The 24516-nt window shown below is 73.2% G+C and carries 20 protein-coding genes and 1 tRNA gene; 8 read left to right on the top strand and 13 right to left on the bottom strand.

Annotation, left to right across the window (positions count from 1 at the left end):
* Positions 1–8: 8 nt before the first annotated feature.
* The 7 genes from ACNJ93_RS30210 to ACNJ93_RS30180 all read right to left on the bottom strand — a co-directional run bounded on the left by ACNJ93_RS30210 (position 9) and on the right by ACNJ93_RS30180 (position 9229).
* Positions 9–1139, bottom strand: coding sequence for a GntR family transcriptional regulator (locus ACNJ93_RS30210; RefSeq protein WP_418960632.1), 1131 nt, complete (start codon positions 1137–1139; stop codon positions 9–11).
* A gap of 142 nt (positions 1140–1281) precedes the next feature.
* Positions 1282–2310, bottom strand: coding sequence for a class A beta-lactamase (bla, locus tag ACNJ93_RS30205; protein WP_418960631.1), 1029 nt, complete (start codon positions 2308–2310; stop codon positions 1282–1284).
* A gap of 100 nt (positions 2311–2410) precedes the next feature.
* Positions 2411–3325: an amino acid ABC transporter permease gene (locus ACNJ93_RS30200; RefSeq protein WP_418960630.1), complete on the bottom strand. Its 915-nt coding sequence runs from the start codon at positions 3323–3325 to the stop codon at positions 2411–2413.
* Complete coding sequence (locus ACNJ93_RS30195; protein ID WP_418960629.1) at positions 3322–3987, bottom strand: amino acid ABC transporter permease; 666 nt, start codon at positions 3985–3987, stop codon at positions 3322–3324. The genes ACNJ93_RS30200 and ACNJ93_RS30195 overlap by 4 nt, the downstream gene beginning before the upstream one ends.
* A 10-nt stretch (positions 3988–3997) precedes the next feature.
* Positions 3998–4846: a glutamate ABC transporter substrate-binding protein gene (locus tag ACNJ93_RS30190; protein WP_418960628.1), complete on the bottom strand. Its 849-nt coding sequence runs from the start codon at positions 4844–4846 to the stop codon at positions 3998–4000.
* Positions 4847–4921: 75 nt separating this feature from the next.
* Positions 4922–5692 (bottom strand): amino acid ABC transporter ATP-binding protein, encoded by a 771-nt coding sequence (locus ACNJ93_RS30185; RefSeq protein ID WP_418960627.1) that lies wholly within the window; start codon positions 5690–5692, stop codon positions 4922–4924.
* 168 nt (positions 5693–5860) lie between these two features.
* Positions 5861–9229, bottom strand: coding sequence for a hypothetical protein (locus ACNJ93_RS30180; RefSeq protein WP_418960626.1), 3369 nt, complete (start codon positions 9227–9229; stop codon positions 5861–5863).
* Positions 9230–9342: 113 nt separating this feature from the next.
* Between ACNJ93_RS30180 and ACNJ93_RS30175 the strand changes: the two genes are divergently transcribed.
* Positions 9343–10188 carry a hypothetical protein gene (locus ACNJ93_RS30175; RefSeq protein WP_418960625.1) on the top strand — a complete coding sequence of 282 codons (846 nt, stop codon included), beginning with the start codon at positions 9343–9345 and terminating at the stop codon, positions 10186–10188.
* Positions 10189–10260: 72 nt separating this feature from the next.
* Here the strand turns inward: ACNJ93_RS30175 and ACNJ93_RS30170 are convergent.
* Positions 10261–10336, bottom strand: a tRNA-Trp gene (locus tag ACNJ93_RS30170).
* Positions 10337–10439: 103 nt separating this feature from the next.
* Here ACNJ93_RS30170 and ACNJ93_RS30165 point away from each other — a divergent pair.
* Both ACNJ93_RS30165 and ACNJ93_RS30160 read left to right on the top strand, forming a co-directional pair.
* Positions 10440–11843 carry a DUF2201 family putative metallopeptidase gene (locus tag ACNJ93_RS30165; RefSeq protein ID WP_418960624.1) on the top strand — a complete coding sequence of 468 codons (1404 nt, stop codon included), beginning with the start codon at positions 10440–10442 and terminating at the stop codon, positions 11841–11843.
* Complete coding sequence (locus tag ACNJ93_RS30160; RefSeq protein ID WP_418960623.1) at positions 11840–13693, top strand: AAA family ATPase; 1854 nt, start codon at positions 11840–11842, stop codon at positions 13691–13693. Before ACNJ93_RS30165 ends, ACNJ93_RS30160 begins: the two co-directional genes overlap by 4 nt.
* Here ACNJ93_RS30160 and ACNJ93_RS30155 read toward each other — a convergent pair.
* Positions 13682–14452: a tetratricopeptide repeat protein gene (locus ACNJ93_RS30155; protein ID WP_418960622.1), complete on the bottom strand. Its 771-nt coding sequence runs from the start codon at positions 14450–14452 to the stop codon at positions 13682–13684. The two genes, ACNJ93_RS30160 and ACNJ93_RS30155, sit on opposite strands and share 12 nt — an antisense overlap.
* Before the next feature lie 780 nt (positions 14453–15232).
* On the opposite strand from ACNJ93_RS30155, the gene dnaK reads away from it, so the two are divergent.
* The 3 genes from dnaK to ACNJ93_RS30140 are packed head-to-tail and all read left to right on the top strand — an operon-like array spanning position 15233 to position 18963.
* Positions 15233–17113 (top strand): molecular chaperone DnaK, encoded by a 1881-nt coding sequence (gene dnaK, locus ACNJ93_RS30150; protein WP_418960621.1) that lies wholly within the window; start codon positions 15233–15235, stop codon positions 17111–17113.
* Positions 17114–17173: 60 nt separating this feature from the next.
* The gene (locus tag ACNJ93_RS30145) at positions 17174–18127 is read left to right on the top strand and encodes an NmrA/HSCARG family protein (protein ID WP_418960620.1); all 954 of its coding nucleotides are present in this window, start codon (positions 17174–17176) and stop codon (positions 18125–18127) included.
* A 41-nt stretch (positions 18128–18168) separates the two neighbouring features.
* Positions 18169–18963 carry a VOC family protein gene (locus ACNJ93_RS30140; RefSeq protein ID WP_418960619.1) on the top strand — a complete coding sequence of 265 codons (795 nt, stop codon included), beginning with the start codon at positions 18169–18171 and terminating at the stop codon, positions 18961–18963.
* Between the two features lie 33 nt (positions 18964–18996).
* Here ACNJ93_RS30140 and ACNJ93_RS30135 read toward each other — a convergent pair whose 3' ends face one another.
* Positions 18997–19722, bottom strand: coding sequence for a TetR/AcrR family transcriptional regulator (locus ACNJ93_RS30135; protein WP_418960618.1), 726 nt, complete (start codon positions 19720–19722; stop codon positions 18997–18999).
* Between the two features lie 143 nt (positions 19723–19865).
* On the opposite strand from ACNJ93_RS30135, the gene ACNJ93_RS30130 reads away from it, so the two are divergent.
* Positions 19866–20810, top strand: coding sequence for an NAD-dependent epimerase/dehydratase family protein (locus ACNJ93_RS30130; RefSeq protein WP_418960617.1), 945 nt, complete (start codon positions 19866–19868; stop codon positions 20808–20810).
* Between the two features lie 17 nt (positions 20811–20827).
* Here the strand turns inward: ACNJ93_RS30130 and ACNJ93_RS30125 are convergent, their stop codons facing one another.
* Positions 20828–21229 (bottom strand): winged helix-turn-helix transcriptional regulator, encoded by a 402-nt coding sequence (locus ACNJ93_RS30125; protein WP_418960616.1) that lies wholly within the window; start codon positions 21227–21229, stop codon positions 20828–20830.
* A 79-nt stretch (positions 21230–21308) separates the two neighbouring features.
* Between ACNJ93_RS30125 and ACNJ93_RS30120 the strand changes: the two genes are divergently transcribed.
* Entirely contained in the window at positions 21309–21719 is a 411-nt protein-coding gene (locus ACNJ93_RS30120) for a RidA family protein (RefSeq protein ID WP_418960615.1), read from the top strand.
* Between the two features lie 30 nt (positions 21720–21749).
* Here ACNJ93_RS30120 and ACNJ93_RS30115 read toward each other — a convergent pair whose 3' ends face one another.
* Positions 21750–21929 carry a hypothetical protein gene (locus ACNJ93_RS30115; RefSeq protein WP_418960614.1) on the bottom strand — a complete coding sequence of 60 codons (180 nt, stop codon included), beginning with the start codon at positions 21927–21929 and terminating at the stop codon, positions 21750–21752.
* 178 nt (positions 21930–22107) lie between these two features.
* Positions 22108–24516 (bottom strand): MFS transporter, encoded by a 2409-nt coding sequence (locus ACNJ93_RS30110; RefSeq protein WP_418960613.1) that lies wholly within the window; start codon positions 24514–24516, stop codon positions 22108–22110.

The raw sequence follows: 24516 nt of genomic DNA, 5'->3' as shown, positions 1-24516 counted from the left end.
ATGAGCAATCAGTGAGCAGGACTTGGACTTTTCTGCGCGCCGCACGAGGCACGGACGACGAGCCGCGGCCGCAGCTGCACCTGGTGCAGCGGGCTGGCGTCCCCGTCGGCGATGCGGCGCAGCAGGATCTGGGCCGCGAGACGCCCCACTTGGTACTTGGGCGGGGACACGGCGGTCAGCGGGGTCTCGGCGACGTCCGCGAACTCGTTGTCGTAGCTGACCAGGGCCAGGTCGCGGGGGACGTCGAGACCGGCGCGGCGGGCCGCCGCGAGGACGAGCGTGGCCTCCCGGTCGCCGAAGCAGAGCGCCGCGGTCGCCCCGGCGGCGCGTACGGCGGCCACGGCCGCGTCGGCGCGGGCCGCGTCCCAGCCGGCCATCGGCTCGCGCACGCCCACCGGCCGGCGCAGTCCGAGGTCGGCGACGGCGCGGGCGAAGCCGGCCTCGATGGGCGCGGTGGTCGGCGCGTCCGACCGGACCAGCAGCGCCGGCCGCTCGTGGCCCAGGCGGCGCAGGTGCCGGACGGCGTCGTACGCGCCGCCCTCGTGGTCGGTGCAGACGTGCTCGGTCGGGTCGCCGGGGCCGTACGCGGCGAGCCGGCGCTCCACGAGGACGGCGGGCACGGGCAGGGCGAGCAGTTCCTCGGCGCGGCGGCCGGGGTCGGTGGCGGTGTGCAGGGTGGGGACGAGGAGCAGTCCGTGCACGCCGGAGGAGAGCAGCCGGGCCACGGCGGCGTCCTCCTCGGCGGGGTCGTAGCCGGAGCAGGCGAGGACGAGCCGGGCCCCGGCGCCGGCCAGCTCCTTCTCGATGCCCTGGAGGACCCGCGGGTAGTAGAAGGCGGTGTCCGGGACGAGCACCCCGACGACCAGCCGGCCGAGCCGCCGCCCGGTGTCCTCGTCGGGCCACTGGGCGGCGAAGGTGCCCGCGCCCTGGCGGCGTTCGACGAGGCCGAGGGCGACGAGGTCCTCGTACGCGCGGCGCACCGTCGTCACCGACAGGCCGGTCTCGGCGGCGAGGGCGCGCTCGGTGGGGAGCTTGCTGCCGGGGGGCCAGGTGCCGTCGAGGATGCCGCGCCGCAGTTCGGCCATGAGCGTCCGGAACTTCAGCTCCCGCCCGCTCGTGGGCACCTCGTCCCGCGTCACCCGGCCCCCTCGTTCCGCGCCGACCGCCCGGCCATTGCTGACCGATTGCGCGGCGAATACTAGCGCCGGGCGGGCGGGGGTGGTCCAGACCTCCGCACGACGGACGCGGGGGCGCGGGCGCGGATCCGGGCCGCCTCGGTCCTCAGCGGGCGAGGCCGAGTTCCCGTACGAGGGCGGTGGCCGTGGCCGCGACCGCGCCGCTGTCCGGGCCGGCGGCAGCCGTGGTGCGGCGGGTCAGGACCACGAGGACGACCGGTGCCCCGCCGGGCGGGGTGGCGACGGCGATGTCGTGTGCGCCGCCGTAGGGGCCGCCGGTGCCGGTCTTGTCGCCGACCGTCCAGCCGTCGGGCAGACCGGCGCGGATCCGCTCCGCGCCGGTGACGGTGGCGCGCAGCCAGTCGTTCAGACGGGCGCGGTCCGCGGCCTCCAGGCTGCGGTCGCCGTCCGCGCCGAGGGTGAGCCGGGCGAGGGTGCGGGCGATCGCGGCCGGGGCGGTGGTGTCCCGCCGCTCCCCCGGCTTCCAGTCGTTGAGCGCGGGTTCCCACCGGTCGATGCGGGTGACCCGATCACCGGCGGAGCGGAGGAAACGGGTCAGGCCCGCCGGGCCGCCGAGTTCCTTCAGGAGCAGGTTGCCGGCGGTGTTGTCGCTGCGGGTCACCGTCGCGTGGCAGAGTTCCGCGACCGTCATGCCGGCCGCGCCGCGCCCGTCGGTCACGGGCGAGTTCGCCTGCTCGTCCGCGGCCGTCCAGTGGACCCTGCGGTCGAGGAGCCCGGGGTCGGTGCGGCGGGCCTTCTGCAGGATCGCGGCGGCCGCGAACGCCTTGAAGACGGAATGGATCGGGAAGGACTCGTCGGCGCGGTGGGCGACGGTCCGGCCGGTGCCGGTGTCGTACGCGAACGCGCCGATGCGCACCGCGCGCTCGCGCTCCAGCCGCCGCAGGGCGGCCTCCAGTCCCGGCGCGGGCGCCGGCGGCCGGGCCGGCACGGCCGTGACACCGGGGCTCGCCAGGGGGCCGGACCGCTGCGCGGGCGTGGTGGACGCGCCGGGCCGTTGGGGCGCGAGGGCCGGGGCCGTACAGGCGGTGACGCCCCCGACGCCGCCGACGAGTAACGCGAGCAGGAACGCGCCCGTGCGTCGTCCCGCACGTACGCGGAAGATCGTGTGCTTCATGCCTCCGACTCAACAGCGGCGGCCCTGCCTTGTCCAAGTGCCACTCCGCCGGTGACGCCAGTGACGCCAGTGACGCCGGTGACGTCGATGGCCAGGGCCCTCACTTGGTCTCGCCGGGCGGCGGCACGTGCTCGCCGGGGGTGGCCAGTTCCTCCACGGCCTCGGCGCCGACGACCGCTCCGGTGGTCTTCTTGCCGCGCCGCAGCCTGCCCTCGAGCCAGGCGGCGAAGGTGGTCAGGGCGAAGTTGAGGACGATGAAGACGACGGCGACGACGGTGAAGCTGGCGATCGTGTTGGCGCCGTAGTTGGCGCTCATGGGGCGCACGGACGCGAGCAGCTCGGAGAATCCGAGCATCGCGCCGCCGAGCGCGGTGTCCTTGACGATCACGACGAGCTGGCTGACCAGCGCGGGCAGCATCGCGGTCACGGACTGCGGCAGCAGCACGTGCCGCATGGTCTGGCCCTTGCGCATGCCGATCGCCTTGGCCGCGTCGGTCTGGCCCTGCGGCAGGGCGAGGATGCCGGCCCGTACCACCTCGGCCAGGACGGACGCGTTGTAGAGCACGAGGCCGGTGACGACCGCGTACAGGGGCCGGTTCTCCGGGCTGACGTCGGTGAACTCGGAGTACGCGGCGTTGGCGAAGAGCATCAGGATGAGCACGGGGATGGCGCGGAAGAACTCCACGATCGTGCCCGCCGTGCCGCGCACCCACCGGTGGTCCGAGAGCCGTCCGATGCCGAGGATCGCGCCGAGCGGCAGGGCGATGACCATGGACAGCGCCGCGGCGATCAGGGTGCTCTTCAGGGCGGGCAGCAGGTAGGTGTCCCAGACGCGGGCGTCGGTGAAGAACGGTTCCCACTTGGCCCATTCGAGCTGGCCCTTGTCGGCCAGGCTGGCCAGCACCCACCAGATCAGCGCGGCCAGCGCCACCAGGAACAGGACGGTCCAGAGCACGTTGCGCCGCCGGGCGCGGGGGCCGGGGACGTCGTACAGGACGGTCGCGCCGTGTCTCATCGCTTCACCGCCACCTTCTTGGCCACCCAGCCGAGGAACAGCCCGGTGGGGAGGGTCAGGCAGATGAACCCGACCGCGAAGATCACGGAGATCAGGATCAGCTGGGCCTCGTTCTCGATCATCTCCCGCATCAGCAGCGCCGCTTCGGCGACGCCGATGGCCGCGGCCACGGTCGTGTTCTTGGTCAGCGCGATGAGCACGTTGGCCAGCGGGCCGACGACCGAGCGGAATGCCTGCGGCAGCACGATCAGCCGCAGGGTCTGGGTGAAGTTCAGGCCGATGGCGCGGGCGGCCTCGACCTGACCCAGCGGGACGGTGTTGATGCCGGAGCGCAGCGCCTCGCAGACGAACGCCGAGGTGTAGGCGATCAGGCCGAGGACGGCGAGCCGGAAGTTGATGGTCTTGAAGTCGTCCGCGCCGAGGCTGACGTTGAGGGTCTGGAACAGCCCCAGGGACGTGAAGACGATGATGACGGTGAGGGGGATGTTGCGGACGATGTTCACGTAGGCGGTGCCGAAGCCCCGCATGAGGGGGACGGGGCTGACGCGCATGGCGGCCAGCAGCGTCCCCCAGATCAGGGAACCGATCGCGGAGTAGACGGTGAGCTGCACCGTCACCCAGAAGGCTCCCAGCAGGTCGTAGCCCTCGAGGAAGTCGAACACGGCGGCCTGCTCACTTCACGACGACGCCGATCTCGGGTGCCGGTTCGTTCTGGTAGTCGGCCGGGCCGAAGTTCTTCTTCACGTAGGTCTCCCAGGACCCGTCCTCGACCATCTTCTCCAGTGCGGTGTTGATCTTGCCCTTCAGGTCGCTGCCCTTCTGGACTCCGATGCCGTAGTTCTCGTTGCTCATCTTGAAGCCGCCGAGCTTGAACTTGCCCTTGAACTGGTCCTGCGCGGCGTAGCCGGCCAGGATCGAGTCGTCGGTGGTCAGCGCGTCGACGGCCTTGTTCTCCAGGCCGGTCAGGCACTCGGAGTAGCCGCCGTACTCCTGCAGCTGCGCCTGCGGGGCGAGCTTGGTCTTGACGTTCTGCGCGGACGTGGAGCCGGTGACCGAGCACAGCTTCTTCTTGTTGAGGTCCGCGGGCGTCTTGATGGTGTCGTCGTCGGCGCGGATCAGCACGTCCTGGTGGGCGAGCAGATACGGTCCGGCGAAGTCCACCTTCTCGGCGCGCTCGTCGTTGATCGAGTACGTGGCGGCGATGAAGTCGACGTCGCCGCGCTGCAGCAGCGTCTCGCGGTCGGCGCTCTTCGCCTCCTTCCACTCGATGTCGCCGGGCTCGTAGCCGAGTTCCTTGGCGACGTACGTGGCCACGTCGACGTCGAAGCCGGTGTACGTGCCGTCCGGGGTCTTGAGGCCGAGGCCCGGCTGGTCGAACTTGATGCCGACGGTGATCTTGTCGCCGTCGCCGCCCCCGCCTCCGCCGTTCCCGCCGTCGTCGCCGCAGGCGCCGGCGGACAGGGCCAGGGCGACCGCGGCGGCCGCGGCCAGAGTGGCCTTGCTGACCTTGGATCGATTCATGGTGTTCACCCCTGGGTGTTGGGCGCCTGTGGTGGGCGTCGGTGGTGCGGGTTCGGTGGTGCGTGTCCGGTGTGTTCAGTGGTGCAGGATCTTCGACAGGAAGTCCTTGGCGCGTTCGCTGCGCGGGTTGCTGAAGAACTCGTCCGGGGAGGTCTGCTCGACGATCCGTCCGTCGGCCATGAAGACGACGCGGTTGGCGGCGGAGCGGGCGAAGCCCATCTCGTGGGTGACGACGACCATGGTCATGCCCTCCCGGGCGAGCTGCTGCATGACCTCCAGGACCTCGTTGATCATCTCGGGGTCCAGGGCGGAGGTCGGCTCGTCGAAGAGCATGACCTTGGGTTCCATGGCCAGCGCCCGGGCGATGGCCACACGCTGCTGCTGGCCGCCGGAGAGCTGCGCCGGGTACTTGTCGGCCTGCGAGGCGACGCCGACCCGGTCGAGCAGGGTCCGGGCGCGGGACTCGGCGGCCTTCTTGTCCTTCCTGCGCACCCGGATCTGCCCGAGCGTGACGTTCTCGAGCACGGTCTTGTGGGCGAACAGGTTGAACGACTGGAAGACCATGCCCACGTCGGCGCGGAGCGCGGCCAGGTCCTTGCCCTCGGCCGGCAGCGGCCGGCCGTCGACGAAGATCTGGCCGGAGTCGATGGTCTCCAGGCGGTTGATGGCGCGGCACAGCGTGGACTTGCCCGAGCCGGACGGCCCGATGACCACGACGACCTCGCCGCGGTCGATGGTCAGGTCGATGTTCTGGAGCACGTGCAGAGCACCGAAGTGCTTGTCGACGTTCTTCAGCACGACCAGGGCGTCGCCGATGCCGGCGCGCGTCGCCTCTGGGTCGGGCATGGCACCCTCCTGGGGTCACCGTCTTCCCGCTTGCCGCGTCTTCTCACGTTCATGCTCCGCCCTCCACGATCGCCCCGCACGCCGGACAGGGCGTGCGGGTGGCGTGGGGTCCGTACGGGGCAGTGGTCCGGAGCGGGCGCGGCGCCCCGAGGCGGCGCGGGGCCGGTGTCAGTTCCAGGACGTGCGGCAGCGGCGGGCCTCGTCGCGGACTTCCGGATCGGCGTGGGCGCGCAGCTCGCGCAGCAGGTCGCGCCACCGCTCCGGCCAGGAGGTCCGCTCGCCGCCGGCCGTGGTGAGGACGACGGCGAGGACGCCCTCGGCGTGACCCCCGCTCGCGGCGAGCCGCCGGGCGACGGTGTACAGCGTGGCCTCGTCGCCCTCCCGCTGCCGCCCGCCCAGCCGCCGTTCCAGCTCCCGCGCGGACCGTGCGAGGCCCATGGGCCGGCCGTCGTGGAGCCGGGCCAGCCGGGTCAGGCCGGCGTGCAGGTCCTCGGTCCCGGTCCCCAGGTCCAGCGACTCGGCCCACAGCTGGGCGGCCTCGCCGGCGGTGGCGTCGTACCGGGCGAGCCGCTCGGCGGTCTCCGCCTGCACCGCGCGGATCCGCGCGAGCGGGCCGTCCTGCCGGTAGAGCACCCGCACCAGGGTCCCGATCCGGTGCAGGGCGGGCCGGTCCTGCTCCTCGCCGGCGTCCAGGGGACCGCCGACCGAGGCGGCGTCGGCCGCCACGAGGGCGTCGACGGCCTCGGCGTACGCCGCACGGGCGTCCGGGACCGCGGTGGCGGCCTGGGCGAGCCCGCGCGCGGCGGCGTACCAGCCTCCGGTGGCGTCGAGGTCGACGACGCCGGCCTTCAGCTTCGCGGCGGCCTGCGGCGACCACGGCAGCCAGGCGGCGAGCGCCTCGTAAGCGTCGCCGAGGAGCTCCTGGTCGTCGCTGTCGCACACCTCCTCGACGAGCCGCGCGTACACGGGCCGGAACGGCTCGGGCAGGTCCGCGGGGACGACCCGCAGCACGGCGCGCCGCTGCGCGGTGTGCCCGGCGGCGGCCTCGGTCAGCAGGCGCCGGGCGACCGGCTGTTCGAAGAGCCGGGCGGCGGCGGTCACGCAGGCGGTGCGCACGTCGCGGTGCTGCTCCGGTCGCGCGTACGCCTCGGCTATCAGCGCCGCCGCCTCGGACCGGGGCAGCCTCGCGGCGACGAGGCGGACGCCCTCCTTGCGGCTGGTGACCTTGGTACCGGTCAGGGCGAGCAGCGGGCGCAGCAGGGCGGGGAGCCGGGACGGCGGTACGTGCCGGGTGGCGCGGTCGGCGGCGTGGACGGCGACGCGGGCCCGGTCGTCACCCGCGTGGCCGAGGAGTTCGGCCAGGGCGTCGCCGGGGCGGACGGTGTGGACGAGCGCGGCGAGCGCGGCCTCGGCGAGGACCACGGACGGGTCGCCGGTACGGGCGCGGACGGCGTCGGCGCCGTCCGGGAGCCCGGCGAGCGCGCGCAGGCCCGAGGCCCGGTCGTACTCCGACAGGGAGACGTCGGCGACCACCTGCTCCCAGCGGCGGACCGCGGCACGCTGCTGCCGGCCGGTCCAGCGCCGGGCCGCGGGCGGTACGGGGATCGTCCAGCGGGTGGCGTCGGCGAGGAACCGCCCGTACGGGAGGGAGTCGCCGAGCAGCGGGCCCAGCAGGTCGGTGCGGCGGACGGTGAGCACGCCCAGGACGGCGGGCAGCACGGCGGCCGAGGGCTCCAGGGCGAGCAGCCGCTCGACCCGCGCGTCGCGCTCCGGGCCCGGGGCGAGCCAGTGCCCGACGGCGGCGCGTGCGGTGGGCTCGTCGCCCTCGCGGATCGCGCGCCACAGCAGTTCCTGGAGTTCCGGCAGCGCGGCGGCGCGCGGGCCCAGCGCGCGGGCCAGGGCGAGGACGAGCCCGAAGTCGGCCTTGGCGACGGCCGGCTCGAGCAGCGGCCGCAGCGCGTCGAGGAGCAGGGCCTCCTGCCCCGGGCGCAGCACGTGGTCGAGGCGGCCGAGGCCGGCCCCGCCGGCGATGCGGCAGAGCCGTACGAGGATGTCGAGGGCGGCGTCCCGCAGCGCGGGCTCGTCCGGCCGCGCGCGCAGCAGCGCCTCGGCCAGCGCGCCGAGCGCGCGGCGGCTCTCCGCGGAGAGGTCCGGGGCCTCGGTGGCGTCGACGGCGACGCGGGTGAGGTGCGGGGCGGCGGAGGCGGCGTACAGGCGGGGCGGCAGCGCGGCGAGGGCGTTCAGGGCGGCCCAGCGGACCGGGTCGGGTTCGTTGCGCAGCCGGGCCAGGTCGGCGAGGACGGTGGTGACGGCGTCCGGGTCCCCGGAGCGGGCCGCGTTCCGGAGGAGCAGCGGCCAGCCCTCCTCGCGGTCCTCGAGGACCGGTGCGCGGGTGGCGGCGAGCAGCGGCTCGCGGGCCTCGGCGACGGGGAGGCAGGCGGTGGCCTCCAGGAGACGTGCGCGGCTTCCGCTGCGGCTGCGGCAGTGGTCGACGACGCGTCGGGCCTCGCGCGCGGCGGTCTCCCGGGGCAGGGCGTGCAGGACGTCCGCCTGCGGCAGGTGCCTGGCGCCGGTGCGGCCGTCGAGGACCGCCTCGTAGAACGCGGTACGGCGGGCCGGGGGGTGGGCGACGATCAGCCGGGCCAGTTCGCTGGGCCAGTCGGCCACGACGCGGCCGAGGGCGACGACCTGTTCCCACGGCCCGGTCCGGGCGATGCGGCGGGCGGCCTCGGGGCGGTTGAGGACGGCGCCGGTCATGCCGCCGGTGTCGCGCACGAGCAGGCGCAGCATGCCGGCGGGGTCGCCGAGCGCGAGCGTGCGCAGGACATCGTCGAACTTCCAGGGCCGGACGCTCGGCCGGTACGCGTCCAGGAGCCCGACCACGCGGGCCGGCGCCGCCGCGGCGAGGACGCCCAGCGCGGGCAGGTACCGCTTCCACCAGTCGTCCCGCAGCCCCTGCGGCAGGGCGGCCAACTCCCGCTCGGCGGCGTCGGCGACGGCCTGCGGGTGCCGCTTCACGAGCACCGTCCAGCCGCGCACCGCGTGGAACAGCTCCGGCAGCAGCCGCCGTACGGTGGCGGGGCCGCAGCCCGGCAGCAGGCGGGCCGCCTCCTCGTCCCCCCACGTCGTGCGCAGCGCGTCGACCAGCCGGTCGGCGAGGGCGGTGCGGCCCTGGGCGACGACGGCGGCGAGCAGTTCGCGGCGCACGGCCTCGGGCGCGTCGTCGAGGGCGGCGGCGTACGCCTCGTCGGGGACGAGCTCCGGCCGGGCGACGCGCAGCACGTGTCCGCGCACGAACGCGTCGGGGTCGTCGAGCCGTTCGCCCAGCCAGGCCCCCTCGCGGGCGACGGCGGCGACGACGATCGCGAGGCCGCGCTCGTACGTGCCGCGCCGGTCCAGCTCCCGGAGCAGCTCGCGGGCCTCGTCGTGCTCCGTGCCCCGGACGCGGGCGGCGAGTTCGCGGGTGCGGCGGTGGTACGGGAGGGGTTCGAGGACGTCGAGCAGACGCTCGGTCCGCGCGGTGGAGCCTGTGGTCATGGGCGGATTGTGCCTGGTCACCCCGTCGTTCTCGTAACGGTTTTCGAACTGGCATGATCGGGCGGACATCCACAGGGGACGACGCGCGAGGCGCGACACGGGAGGGCGGGGCCATGCGATACGACCGCGACACGGACAGGGCACTGGACGTGCTGATCTCCCTGACCGGCGCGGACGAGGCGGAGCGGGTGCGCGAGCGGATCGGCGTCGTGGCCGCCCGGCCCGCCGCCCGGATGCCGGAGCGCTGGGCCGCGGTGCGCGCGCTCGGCGACACCGCGATGCCCCTGTCCGCGCGCCTGTGGGCGCTGGAGGCCGACGATCCCAAGGTCAACGAACTCGTCGTGCTCGCCGGGGGCCTGCCCGGCGCCCTGGAGCTGTCGGTCCTGAAGGGCGAGCCGTTCGGGCCCGACGGAGGACGCACGCTGCCCCGCGCCGGCACGCTGCCGGCCCGGCCCACGCCGCCCGGGGTCCGGCGGTTCGCCGCCCCCGAGGAGGCGGTGGCCGCCCTGCGCGAGGTACGGACGATGCGGCAGGGCCGCAGGGCGGCCAACCAGTTGGGCCGCGCGCACTGGCCGGCTGTGACGGCGGCGGACGTCGAGCGGCCGCTGCCCGGTTTCGCCCGCTGGGCGCTGGCGCTGCGGCCGGACTGCCCGGGCGAGCTGCGCGAGCGGTTCGCGGACCACCCGTCGTACGCGCACCGCATGCGCCAGGGCGGCATCGTGGCGGACCCGGCGGAGTACGTACGCGGGTGGGGGCCGGCCCGCTCGGTGCTGGCGGTCCTGGACACCGGCCGCTGGGCGTTCCCGCACCGGATGCCGGAGGCGGAGGAGGTGCTGCGGCCGCTGGTGCGCGGATCGCTCGGCGGCAGCGTCGAGGCGTGGGCCGTCCTGGCGCAGCTGCTGCCGACGTTCACGGGCACGGTGCCCGAACTGGTCGTCACGGCGGGCGCGATCGCCTGAGGGCGGGCCGGCGGACGGCGCCGGGGCGCTGCGGGGGCCGGGGAGGCCGAAGGGCCCGGCGAGGCTGAAGGGGGCGGGGCGGCTGGAGTCGAACCAGCGTGTTCCGGTTCTGGAGACCGGTGCGCCTGCCTCTGCGCTACGGCCCCGCCTTGCCTCCGATCCTAGGCGAAACGTCCCTGCGAAAACACCTTCGCCGGTTGTCGGTGGCGCTTGGTACCAATGGATCACGAACGACGGGGGGTGAACCGGTCATGGCGTACGGGGAGCGCGCGGGACGGCCGCGCCATGTCGTCGACCTGACGGACCGGCGGGCGCTGGAGCGCTGGCGCCCGGCCGACGAGGCCGTGGTGGCCGAGGCGCGGCGGCTGAAGGAGGCCGCGCTGCTCGACTTCGGCCTGTCCGGTTCGGCGGTCGCCTCCTGGCTGTACGCCAAGTGCCACCACCAGATACCGACGACGGCGATCGGCACCGCGGCCGTGGTGGCGAGCGGCGACGGCAGCTGCCTGCTGCTGTACAACCCGGAGTTCTTCGTCGCCCTCGGCCTGGACGGGGTGAAGTTCGTCCTCTTCCACGAGGCGCGCCACCTGGTGCACCGGCACCTGTTCGTGGAGCCGGAGCTGCGCGACGACCCCGTGTTCACCGTGGCCGCCGAGGTGTCCATCAACCATGTGGCGATGGTGCGGCTGGGCCGCCGGGAACTGCCGCTGCTCGACGGGGAGCCGACCGGCGTCGATCCGTTCCGCGTCCACGCCGAGTACCAGCTGGACCTGCGGGCGCACGGCCTGGAGCCGGTGGAGTACCGGGACTTCGTGGCCACGGACCTGTCGGTGTACACGGAGCTGAAGCGGATGGCGCATCCGCCCGTGCCCGCGCCGGTGTGCGTGCACCTGTCGGAGGGCGGGGTGCCCGCCGACCAGGAGACGGTGGACGCCACGGTGTCCTCCGTGCTGCTCAACTCGCTGCTCGCGGCCCGCCGCGGGCACACGGTGGCCGAGCAGGAGCTCGGCGAGCTGATGGACCGGACGGACGGGGCGTCCGAGCGGGTGGCCCGGATGTGGGGCCGGCTCGGCGCCGGAATGCTGCGCGGGGAGACCGTGCGCACCGGCCGGGTCGACTGGTGGCAGCGCTGGCTCGTGGACGTGATGGCGTCGAAGCTCCGCGAGGGCGAGCGGCTGGTGTACCCGAAGAAGCGCGGGGCGCTGCTCGCGGCGCTGGGGCACGATCCGATGCTGTCGCGGCGCGGCCCGGTGCGCGACAAGGTGCTGGTCATCGCGTACGACACGTCCGGCTCGATGCCGCACCACGTCGTCGAGTGGCTGACCGAACTGGTCGGCGGCATCGACGGGGTGGAGGCGCACTGGCTGTCGTTCGACGCGGTGGTGATGCCGTTCGAGCCCGGCGAGCGGGTGTACGGCGGCGGGGGCACGAGCTTCCAGGCGGTGGCGGACTACGTCGAGGGCCGCACCACGATCGACGGCCGCCCGTTCGACGTGACGCCGGACGCCGTGATCATGCTGACCGACGGCTACGCCCCGCACATCACCCCCGCCGAGCCCGACAAGTGGATCTGGCTGATCACCGAGGGCGGCGACGACTGGCCCGACACGCACACTCCCCCGATGGCCTGCCATCGCGTCACGACAGGATCGAGATGACTGCCACCCCCGCGCCGGCGCGCACCGTCCCCTGGCGGCCCAACGCGACCTATCCGGAGCCGCCGAAGGGCTGGACCGGGGCCTCACGGCTGGAGTCCTTCATCGACGCGATGATCGACATGGGCCAGACCGGGCAGGTCTTCGGCGAGCACGGCATCGGCAAGACGGCGACGTTCTTCTCGCACATCCCCGAGGCGTACCCGGACGCCGAGCTGGTCTTCGTCCCGGCGGCCAATCTCACCCCGGACGACCTGCTCGCCAACGCCCCGGTACGGGACACCGCGACCGGCGAACTCGTGCTGCGGCAGCTGGTGATGAGCCAGCTCAAGCCGGGCCGGCCGTTCGTGCTGCTGATCGACGACTCGCTGCAGGCCGGCGAGTCCATCCAGTCGCAGCTGATGCAGATCGCCTGCAACTGGACGCTGGGCGGCTACGACCTGCGGGCGCTGGGCTGCATCGGCGTGTTCCTCACCGACAACGAGTCGCTGGCGGAGACGGCGGCCCGCCGCAGCGACCTCGCGATCCTGGACCGGATGGTCACGGTCAGGATCACCGCGAACGACACCGCGTGGCGGTTCAAGCTGGCGGCCAAGTACCGCCGGTGGGACCTCAACGGCGTGTTCCAGGTGTGGGCCTCGCTCGGGCCCGCCCTGCGCGAACTGCTCTCGCCGCGCACCCTGGACCACATCCTGGCCAACGCCCAGGAGGGCTTCCCGCTGCGCTGGGGCCTGCCGCTGGTCAACGGGGAGCGGCTGATGCTGGCCGAGCCGCGCCCCGACGGCCGGCCGGGGCAGAACCGCACGCAGGAGATCCTCGACCGCATCGCCTCCGCGCTCGGCGTACCGAACCCGGGGACGATCCCCGACCCGGTCCGCAGCGTGGTCCGCGCCGCACTGCGCAACCGGTGGACGGTCCTGCTCCAGGGTCCGCCGGGCTGCGGCAAGACGGAGCTGGTCCGCCAGACGGTGCGGGAGGGCCTGGACGGCCGCGAGCCGCTGTACTTCTCGCTGCCCGTGACCAACGTGGAGGACCTCTGCGCGCCGATCCCGGCGCCGGACGGCTCCCTGGACACCCTGCTCGCGGCCGCGTTCACCGGCCCGGAGCCGAAGGCGATCGTCTGGGACGAGTACAACCGGCCCAAGGACAAGGCGGCGTTCGCCAAGCTGATGGAGATCACCCAGGAGTGGTCGCTGGCGGGCCGGCCGATCCAGGGCCTGCGGGCGCAGATCGCCGTGCAGAACCCGCCGTACCACCTGGGCCGCAAGCTGCTCGTGGCGCGCAACAACATCGCCCAGGCGACGCGTTTCACGGCCTCGCTGACGGTGGAGCCGGGCGACATCCCGGCGAACGAGTGGCTGATCGAGAAGTACGGCGCGGTCGCCGAGACGGTGCTCGACTGGTGGAAGCACGACATCGACGAGGACGGCCGCGCCTGGATCACCAAGCGCACGATCGAGCGGCTGATCAAGCTGCACCAGCGGGGCCTGCCGCTGGAGATCGGCACGGTCTACCTCGGCGACGGCGAGTACGCCCCGGTCCCGCTGACCTCCCTCATCGACCGCCTGAACAACCGCCCGGTCACCGGCCTGCGCGAACTCGCCCGCGACGTCGACGTCTGGGAGTCCCGCCTCCGCCGCGCCGCCGAGGAGTCCCCCGAGGGCGGCAACGACACGGACACGGTCCACCAGATCATCGCCAACGCGGAACTCTCCCAGTTGAAGAAGCACCGCAAGGCCGTGACCCGCCTGGTGGCCCACCTCCCGCCGAAGCTCCGCTCCACGTATCTGGTGGGCGCCTCGGACCGGCACCAGCGCTTCTGGATCGAGGTCTTCGCCGCGCTACCCCGCTGACGCGCCCTCCGGGCGCTGCCCGTGGAGCACAGCCACGGCCTCCTCGACACGGCCCAGGTCGACGAGGTACCCGGCCAGGTCGTGGCTGTTCGCGGGGGCGTGGGGCCGCAGGACGGCGACGGCCTCCTCGGTGCGCCCGACGCCGGCCAGCAGTTCGGCGACCTGCTGTGCCGCGTACGAGGTGCCGCCCTCGGGGTGGACCCGGACGCGCTCCGTCGCCCGGTCGACCTGGCCGCACGCGGCCATCAACGGCAGCCGCATCCAGAAGAGCTCCCAGCACTCCTCTCCTCCCGTGAAGGCGTCGAGGTGCGCCAGGCCGTCCTCGTGGCGGCCCTGGTCGGCGTAGAGGGTGGCGAGCATGTGGAGGGTCCAGTCCTCGCCCCCGCCCTGAGAGTCCACCAGGGCCCCCATCACCTCGATCGCCTCGTCGCCGCGGCCGTGCCGCGCCAGGAGCCGTGCGAGGTCCACTGTCATGTGGCCCGGGCGGACGGATGCGTCGCGGGCACGCCGGTACACGGCGATCGCACCTTCCAGGTCACCCCGCGCCTCCAGCAGTTCCGCGAGGCGCTGTGCGGCGTGCCCCAGCTCGTCCTCCGCTGCGTAGGCGCGCAGTTCCTCGGTCCGGTCGTGCCGCGCCAGCAGGTCGGCCAGCTGATCCCGGCTGTTGAGCGAGGTCTTGTCCCGGGTGCGGAGCAGGGCGACGGCGTCGTCGACGCGGCCCTGGCGTTCGCGGATCGTGGCGAGCAGGCCGATCGCCATGTCGGATCGAGGCCACGGCAACACCACGGCCCGTCGCAGCGGTGCCCGTCCGGGATCCGGGCGGCGAGCAGTGCAGCGGCCTCCTCGTCACGCCCGGCGTCCTCCGCGACGTCGACGAGGGCCGCGGCGAAGGACCAGTGGTCGATGTGCGGCTTCAGCAGGGTGAACGCCTCGTCGCTCCGGCCGTGCCGGGCGAGCAGTCGCGCGTAGGACGCCAGGGCCCGCGGATGCCCGGCTTCCATGCGCTCTCGGGCCAGCACGATGGCCTCGTCGGCCCGCCCCCAGCTCTCCAGCAGCTCCACCGTGGCCCAGGTGGCCGTCCACCAGCCCGTGGCGAGGTACGGGCCGAGTACCTCCAGGGCCTCGGCCCGTCGGCCCCGTTCGCCGAGCAGCCGCGCCCATTCCAGGGCACAGAACCACTCCCCTCGGCCGGCCCAGAGCTCCACGAGCCCGGCATGGCCGAGTTCGAGAAGCCCGGAGACCAGATGCGGCGGGATGCAGCCGGACCGGGTCCGGGCACGGTAGTCGAGATCATCGGCGTCCACAGCGCGTACCGTAGCCGCGCTCACTGACAGGACCTCAGCCGCCCACGGCCCCGCCTCACGCCCCGCCCGCTCCGGCGAGCATCCCGTGGGCGGTGAGGCGGCCGAGCAGTGGCGGCGGCCGGGATTGTCGAATTGCCCGGAGGAATGTCCGCGTCCGCGCGGGGAAAGCGCTGAGGCGGAGGAGTGCAGGACTGTTCTGCTTCCGCATGCTCTCGTGGATGTCTGGGAGGGCGACATGACTCGGTCGGTGGGTATCGATCTCGGCACCACGAACTCGGTGGTGTCCGTTCTCGAAGGCGGTGAGCCGACGGTCGTCGCGAACGCGGAGGGTGCGCGGACCACACCGTCCGTGGTCGCCTTCGCCAAGGGCGGGGACGTGCTCGTCGGCGAGCTGGCCAAGCGGCAGGCCGTGACGAACGTGGACCGCACGGTCCGCTCGGTGAAGCGGCACATGGGCGAGGCGGACTGGCGATTCCCGGCGAGCGGTGACGTGGACGGGAAGCGGTACACCGCGCAGGAGATCTCCGCGCGGGTCCTGCAGAAACTCAAGCGCGACGCCTCGTCGTACCTGGGCGAGGACGTGACCGACGCGGTGGTCACGGTTCCCGCGTACTTCAACGACGCTCAGCGCACGGCCACGAAGGAGGCCGGCGAGATCGCGGGCCTGAACGTCCTGCGCATCGTCAACGAGCCGACCGCGGCCGCCCTCGCGTACGGGCTGGACAAGGAGAACGACCAGACCGTCCTCGTCTTCGACCTGGGCGGCGGCACCTTCGACGTGTCCCTGCTGGAGATCGGCGAGGGCGTCGTCGAGGTGAAGGCCACCAACGGCGACACCCGTCTCGGCGGCGACGACTGGGACCAGCGGATCGTCGACCACCTCGTCACACGGTTCAAGAACGGGTACGGCATCGACCTGTCCCAGGACAGGATGGCGGTGCAGCGTCTGCGCGAGGCCGCGGAGAAGGCGAAGATCGAGCTGTCCTCGGCGACCGAGACCACGATCAACCTCCCCTACGTCACGGCGTCCGCCGAGGGCCCGCTGCACCTGGAGGAGAAGCTCAGCCGGACCCAGTTCGAGAAGATGACGGAAGACCTGCTGGAGCGCTGCCGGGAGCCGTTCCACCAGGCGGTCCGGGACGCGGGGATCAAGGTCTCCGACATCGATCACGTCATCCTCGTCGGCGGCTCGACCCGCATGCCGGCCGTGACCGAACTGGTGCGCTCCCTCACGGGCAAGGACCCGCACAAGGGCGTGAACCCCGACGAGGTCGTCGCCGTCGGCGCCGCCCTGCAGGCCGGTGTCCTCAAGGGTGAGGTCAAGGACGTCCTGCTCCTCGACGTGACCCCGCTGTCCCTCGGCATCGAGACCAAGGGCGGCATCATGACCAAGCTCATCGAGCGCAACACGACCATCCCCACGCGCCGCTCCGAGGTCTTCACCACGGCCGAGGACAACCAGCCCTCGGTGACCGTGCAGGTGTTCCAGGGCGAGCGCGAGATCGCGGCGTACAACAAGAAGCTCGGCATGTTCGAGCTGACCGGCCTTCCGCCGGCCCCGCGCGGCGTCCCGCAGATCGAGGTCTCCTTCGACATCGACGCCAACGGCATCATGCACGTGACCGCGAAGGACCTGGGCACGGGCAAGGAGCAGAAGATGACCGTCACCGGCGGCTCCTCGCTGCCGAAGGACGACATCGAGCGCATGGTCCGCGACGCGGAGCGGCATGCCGAGGAGGACCGCACGCGCAAGGAGGCCGCGGAGACCCGCAACCAGGGGGAGCAGCTCGTCTACCGGACGGAGAGACTCCTGAGGGACAGCGAGGGCAAGGTGCCGGGCGAGGTGACATCCGAGGTCGAGACGGCGGTGGCCGAGCTGAAGGAGAAGCTGAAGGCCGAGGACACCGCCGCGATCCGCTCCGCCGTCGAACGGCTCAACACGGCCGCCCAGCGGATCGGCACCGCGATGTACGCCGGGCAGACAGCCTCCGACGCGGGTTCCGGCAGCGGCGAGGGCGGCAGCCGAGGGGACGGCGGCCGCGAGGCGGACGGTGCCGCGGACGACATCGTCGACGCCGAGATCGTCGACGAGGACAAGCGGAACGAGAACCACTGAACGAGAACGGCTGACACGGCGCACCGACCTGCGAGGACCCACCTGCGAGGCGATCGACCCATGACGGACAAGAAGATCATCACGGTGTTCGGTGCCACCGGGCGCCAAGGCGGCGGCCTCGTCCGGGCCGCCCTGGCCGACCACGACGGTGACTTCCACGTACGTGCCGTCACCCGGCGCCCGGACTCGGAGGCCGCCCAGGAACTGAAGCGGCTGGGCGCCGAGGTGGTCCGGGCCGACATGGACGAGGAGGCCAGTCTCGCGCCGGCGTTCGAGCACGCGTACGGCGCGTTCCTGGTCACGAACTTCTGGGAGCACGGGTCCGCCGAGCGGGAGAAGGCCCAGGCCCTGGCCCTCGCGCGGGCCGCCTCGCACGCGGGCGTGCAGCACGCGGTCTGGTCCACGCTGGAGGACACCCGCGACTGCATCCCCCTGGACGACGACCGGATGCCGACCCTGCAGGAGCACTACAAGGTGCCCCACTTCGACGCCAAGGCGGAGGCGGACCGCTACTTCACCGAGGAGGGCGTGCCCACGACGTTCCTCCGCACGACGTTCTTCTGGGAGAACCTGCTCGGCGTGTACGCCCCGCAACGCGATCAGGACGGCGTCCTGAGTCTGGGATTCCCGATGGGCGAGAGCAGGCTCTCGGGAATCGGGGTGGACGACATCGGCAGGACCGCCCTCGCCATCCTGCGCGGCGGCGCCGACTTCGTCGCCGCGACGATCAGCATCGCGGGAGAGCACCTCAAGGTCGCCGACATGGCCGCCGCGCTCACCGACGCCGTCGGTGAACCGGTGCGCTACCGGCCTCTCACCCCGGACGAATGGCGCGCCCAGGGAACCCCCGCCGCCGAAGAGAGGGGGAACATGTTCCAGTACTACGCGGAGTGCGAGCACCGCTTCACCGCGGCCCGGGACCTCCTCGCCGTCCGCGAACTCGACCCCGCCCTCCAGGACTTCGCCACCTGGCTCGCCGCCCACCAGAAGCAGCTGCGCACGGCCTGGGCGTAGCCCGGGGGGTCTGTCGTGACCGGTGCGGAAGGGAGAGTCCCATGGTGCTGGCGGCAGCGGATGTGATCGGCGCTCCCTGCTGGCTCAGCCTGGCGGCGCACCACCGCGAGGCGGCGGAGCGCTTCTACGGCGCCGTCCTGGGGTGGACGTTCCGGCAGGGCCGCTTCGGCCGGGCCTTCTCGGTGGCCGAGATCGACGGCGTCCCGGTGGCCGGCATCGGGGCCGTGGCGGCCGAGTTCGCCGTACCGGTGGCCTGGACGCCGTACTTCGCCGTGGACGACGCCGACGCGGCCGTGGCCCGGGTGCGGGAGCGGGGCGGCACGATCGGGGTGGGACCGGTCTCGTTCCCGCCCGGCGGCCGGGCCGCCCTGGCGGCGGACCGCGAGGGGGCCACCTTCGGCGTCTGGGACGGCAGCGTCCTCGCCGAGTGGAGCGTCGGCGCGGAACGGTCTCCGGCCTGGCTGGAGCTGCACACGGGCAACGCGTTCGACGCCGCGCTCTTCTACGGCGAGGTGCTGGGCTGGGGCCGGGACGGCTGTTGCGACACCTCGTACGAGGAGGATCAGGTCGTCCTCCGCCGGGCAGGGCGCCCCGTGGCCAGGCTCAACAGCGGACCGGTGGAGGAGGCCGCGCCGAGGCCGCAGCTGCGACCCCGGTGGCTGGTCCACTTCAAGGTCTCGGACCTGCACGGGACGGTCGCGCGCGCCCTCGAGAACGGCGGGAGCACGGTGAGCGGCGCGGAATGGGGCAGCGACGACCGGCAGGTGACGCTCCGGGATCCCGAGGGCGGGCTGTTCACCCTCGACCGGGCCGACGCCGCGCAGCCCCCCGCGTGAGCCGCCTTCGTCGGAGCGCGGAGGCACGCTCCGTCAGGGCGCGGCGGTCAGGCCGGCCAAGGTGCCGATCATCTGCACCTGGTGGTCGAAGTACTCGTCGCGCGCCTCGATCATGTCGTTCAGCCGGCCGAAGGTCTCGAAGCCGACGAGGCCGAACAGGTGTGTCCACAGTGTCAGCGCCATCGCGAGCAGATCCTCGTACGACGGGGGGCCCTGCGTCTCGGGCAGCTCACCCGGCCAGTGGTTCATGAGCCGGGTCAGGTCCTCGCGTACCGCCGCGGGCAGCGGCCTGACGGGGATCGCTGCGTGCTGCGACGCGGTGCCGGCGCTGTCGAAGAGGATGCCGCTCAGTGTGATCAGCACCCTCGCCGCGGGGCTCACCGTGTCCTCCGGGGCGGCGTAGCCGGGCACCGGGCTGCCGTAGATCAACGCGTACTCGGCCGGATGCGCCAGCGCCCAGGCACGCACCGTGCGGCAGACCGTCAGCCACCGGCCGCCGGCGTCCGCCCGCGGCACGGCCGCCTCGGCCGCCGCCACCGAGGCGCCCACATCCTCGTAGGCCTCGGTGATCAGAGCGGTGAGCAGGGCATCACGGCTGTCGAAGTAGCGGTAGAGCGCCGAGGGCACGAGACCGGCATCGCGCGCCACGGCGCGCAGGGAGAGGTTCGCGCCCTCCGAGGCGAGATGTCGTCGGGCGACGGCGAGGATCTCCTCCCTGACCCCGGCGCGCAGGCGCTCGCGGAGCGTCTTACTCGTCATGCTGCGGATTCTCGCACACGGTCGAGAACAGGGAACTGATCAGAGAACAGCGTTCTTGACAGAGAGCAGTGCTCACGTCAGGCTGGGGACGTGAACAGAGAACACTGTTCTCTTCGATCTCCCGCACTTGGAGGTGCGCTGTCATGTCGATGCATCTGATCGTCGGAGCCGGGCCGATCGGTACCGCGACCGCGAGCCTGCTCGCCGACCGTGGCGAGCGGGTCCGTCTCGTGACGCGACGCGGGACCGGTCCGGACCGCCCGGACATCGAGAAGGTGGCGGCCGACGCGTCCGACCCCGCCGCCCTGACCGAGCTGGCCGAGGGCGCGACCGCGCTCTACAACTGCACCGGCGCTCCCTACGACCGGTGGCTGACCGACCTGCCGCCGCTGGCCACGGCATGCCTGGCCGCCGCCCGGGCCTGCGGCGCCGTGCTGGCCACCACCGGCAATCTCTACGGTTACGGACCGGCCGACGGCCCCCTGACCGAGCGGAGCCCCCTGCGCGCGACGGGCCCCAAAGGCCGCCTCCGGGCCCGCCTCTGGCAGGAGGCCCTGGCCGCTCACGAAGCCGGTGACGTGCGGGTGACCGAGGTGCGCGGCTCGGACTACCTCGGCGCGGGGACCCAGTCGCTGCTGACCTCGCTCGTCCTGCCGAAACTGCTCGCCGGCGCGCGCGTGAGCGTCCCCGCCGACCTGAACGCCCCGCACAGTTGGACGTACGCCGGCGACGTCGCCCGCACCCTCGTGGCCGCCGCCGCCGACGAACGCGCCTGGGGCAGGCCCTGGCACGTCCCCACCGCCGCTCCGGTCTCCATGGCCGAACTCGCCGCCCGGGCCGCCGTACTGGCCGGTGTCGCGGCCCCTCGCCTGTCCACCATGCCCACGGCGGTGCTCTGGCTCGGCGGGCTCGGCAACCCGATCGTCCGCGAACTCCGCGAGACGCAGTACCAGTTCCGCCGCCCCTTCGTGCTCGACTCCTCGGCCGCCACCGACGCGTTCGGCATCGAGCCCCGGCCGATCGAGGACTCCCTGCGCGAGACCGTGGCCTGGCTGGCGGACAACGACGCGGCACACGCGAAGCGGTGACCGCCCGGACTCCCGCCTCAGTCCGGCATGTCCGCGCGGGAGGAACGCGTCCCTTCCCCGTCCTCCCGCGTGTCGAAAGCGTCGCGGGCGCGCTCGATGGCCGGCAGGTGCTCCGCGGCCCAGGCCAGCAGGACGTCCACGGGGTCACGGAGGGTCTTGCCGAGCGGCGTGATGCGGTACCTGATCGCGACGGGGCGCGTGGAGACGACCTCGCGGTCGATGACGCCGTTGCGCTCCAGCCGGCGCAGCGTGGCCGTGAGCGACTTCTGGGTGACCGCCGGGATGGCGCGGCGCAGTTCGTTGAAGCGGCAGGGGCGTTCGCAGAGCTCGTTGAGGACGCTGAGGGACCACTTGTCGAGCACCTGGTCGAGCAGTTCGCGGTGCGGGGCGTCGATGCGGAACTCGTCGTCGGTATCCATGGCGAAACCTGGTCTCGTTGAAGTGTCCTTTTTCTCCTAAGTAGCGTAGCGATACCTGATCCGCGAAGGAGAAACAGCCATGACCGTCACGCACTTCACCCCGGAGGGCATGCTGCAGCCCACCCCGTACCACCACGTGGCCGTGGGCACCGGGTCCCGGCACGTCCACGTCAGCGGACAGATCGCACGTCGCGCCGACGGGACGCCGGTGGCGCCGGGCGACCTCGCCGGCCAGGTCGCCCAGGCGCTGCGGAACACGGCCCTCGGGCTCGGCGGAGCCGGCGCGACGTTCGACGATGTCCTGCGGCTGACGTTCTACGTGACCCGGTGGAGCCCGGACAGGATCGGCGACTTCATGGCCGGTGTGGAGGCGGTCGCCGACGAGATCGGCCTGCGGCTTCCGATGCCGCCCGCCTCCCTCATCGGTGTCGACCACCTCTTCGAGCCGGATGTGCTCGTCGAGGTCGAGGCGACCGCCGTCATCGACTGATCCCGGGTGGCGGGCGCCGGTCCGAGTGCGTCAGATCCGGTGCGCCGGTGTGCCGAAGTACCAGTTGCCGGGCGCGTCCGGATCGGGGCTGGTGAAGTACTCGGTGACGGCCCTGCGGAGTTCGGCCCGGGTGAGGGTACCGTCACCGTCCCGGTCGAGGCGCCGGAACCCGGTGCGAATCTTGGCCTTGATGGATTCCTGCGGGAACAAACGCTCACCCAACTCGTTCGCTCGGACACGACGGATGCCCCGCCGTGCAGGCGTTGAGCCGTTCCGTCGAAGGCTAGGTCCGGTCGACGCGACCCCGTGGCCGAAGATCAAGTCTGGCCCATTTCCTTCCGAAGTTTGATCCGGCCGACGACTGGTACGCGTCACGCCAGAGGGCGCGTCACCGGCGGCCCGGGCCGTGGGGCTGCGCGGTGTCGGGCGGGGTCGGTTCGGTGGTGGGGTCGTCGGGTGCCGTGGGCGTGCGGTGTCGGTGGCGGCGCCAGTACCAGAGTGCGCCGACGGCGGCGGACGCGGCGGCCAGGGCGATGCCGAGGACCGGCCAGCTGCTGTCGGCGATGCGCAGACCGGTCAGGAAGGTCACGACGGCCAGGGCGATGGGAACGAGGAGCGACAGGAGCGCGCGGAACGCGGCCGCCACGGCCTCCGGCGCGGCTCGGGAGACCGACGGGCGCTGGACGGCCGCGCCGTCGCCGAAGTAGTAGGCGAGCACGCGCTTCGTCAGGCGGGCGTCCGCGCGCCGGTAGGACACCGCCATGTACGGCAGCCAGACGAGGGGGGCGACCAGTCCGACCAGGAACACCACGGCGAGGAGCAGCCACCGCCAGGTGCGGACGGCGGCCCGGCGTACGCGCCCGCCCTCGCCCTGGTCCTCCTCGCTCGGCGTGATCACGCCGAGCAGGCGGGCCATCCGCACGGTGATCCCCCACAGGGCCGTCCAGCGCCTCCGGCGGACCGGTGCGCCGACGGCGGGCGCGGTCCGGACGAGCGCGGCCCGGGCCTGACCCACGTCCTCGTACACGCCCTGGAGGACGAGGAGTTCGGCGGCGCGGGTGCCGTCGGTCGGATCGCGGCCGTCGAGGGCGGCCAGTTCCAGGATCGTCCGCGCCTGGCTGAGCAGGGCCGCGCAGAACGCGAAGGGGACCAGCACGATGAACGGTCCGCCGACGAGGGCTCCCTCCGACACGACCCTCCGGCGGCCGCTCGCGACGACCCGGGCCCGGAGCTCCTGCTCGGTGGCGTCCGGGTGCTCCCGCCGGAGCCGGGCGACCGTCTTCGGCACGGCCGGCCCGTTGCGCCGGACGGCGAAGTCGGCGAGGAGTTCGGGCAGGTGCCCGGGATCGGTGACGACGAGCGAGAGCAGCGCGCGGGCCGGCGAGGACTCCTTGCGGACCGCCGTGCCGTCGGCCGTGGCCGGGCGGCTGCGGGGAAGCCGTACGGCGGCCGCCAGCCCGACGAGCCCGACGACGGCGAGGGCGATCATCGCGACGGCGTAGGCCCCGGTGGACAGTCCGGCCACGAGGATCGTGCCGGCGATGGCCGTGCCCATCGAGGAGCCCAGGTTGGACACGCTGCGGGAGAGCCCGGAGATCTCGCCCTGCCGCTCCTCGGGGAAGCTCGACTGGACCACGTTGACCGAGGGGGTCAGCATGACCCCGAGGCCCAGTCCGAGCAGGAGGAGCCCCGGTACGAAGGCCCAGGCGCTCCGCAGGCCGTACACCAGCGCGATCAGGACGGCGATGCCGACGAGGGAGACGACGAAGCCCGTGATCACGAGGGTGCGCTGGGGCCGCCGTTTCGCGAGGCGTTCGGCGGCCAGGGACGAGACGAGCAGCCCGAGCGTGGCCGCCGTGAACACGACGCCCGTGCCGATCGCGCTGTACCCCCGCACGACCTGCAGGTACGCCGCCACCGTGAACGAGGCCCCCATCAGCATCAGCCACTGCACGTTCTGGGTGACGAGGCCCAGGTTGGCAACACGATCGCGGAACAGGCTGGTGGAGATCAGCGGCTCCTTCCCCGCCGCCTCGCGGGCGCGGGCGAGGCGGAAGAACCACAGCAGGGCGAGGGCGCCGAGGGCGAGCAGACCGAGCGTCAGCCAGAGGCTCTCGTCGGCGGCGAGGACGCCCATGACGACCAGGGTCAGCCCGACGGCCGAGAGGACGGCTCCGGCGGTGTCGAAGGGGCGCGTCCGGTCGGGCGGCACGGGGTCCTCGATGTGACGGCTCAGCAGAACGATCACCGCGATGACCAGGGCCTGGAAGCCGAAGGAGGCGCGCCAGCCCAGCCATGTGGTGATGAGGCCGCCGATCAGGGGCCCGGCCGCGGCGCCCACGCCGCCCGCCGCCATGACGACCCCGAACGCCCGGGCCCGCGAGGTGACGTCCCGGAAGAGGAGCGTCGTGAGGATGTAGGCGGGCGGGATGAGCAGGGCCGTGCCGATGCCTTCGAGGATGGAGTTGCCGAGGATCAGCACGCCGAGGCCCGGGGCGACGGCGCTCAGCAGGGCGCCGATGCCGTACACGACGAGGCCGAGCAGGAAGCAGCGCTTGCGGCCGTACCGGTCGCTCAGCCTGCCGCCCGGGATCATCAGTGCGGCCATGACGAGCAGGAAGAGCGTGATCGCGACCTGCACGCCCTGCACCGTGGTGTCGAGGTCCTCGCTGATGTCGTTGATCATCACGTTCATGTTCGAGCCGGCGAAGCTGCAGATGAACTGCGCCAGCGCGACGGGGACGAGGACCCGTCGCAGGACCTTCGCCGAGCGACCCGGCAGCCCTGTCCCAGCCAT

It is taken from the genome of Streptomyces tritici (assembly GCF_048500665.1).
In the GTDB taxonomy this organism is placed as follows: Bacteria; Actinomycetota; Actinomycetes; order Streptomycetales; family Streptomycetaceae; genus Streptomyces; species Streptomyces tritici.
This window is presented reverse-complemented; position numbering and strand designations above follow the sequence as displayed.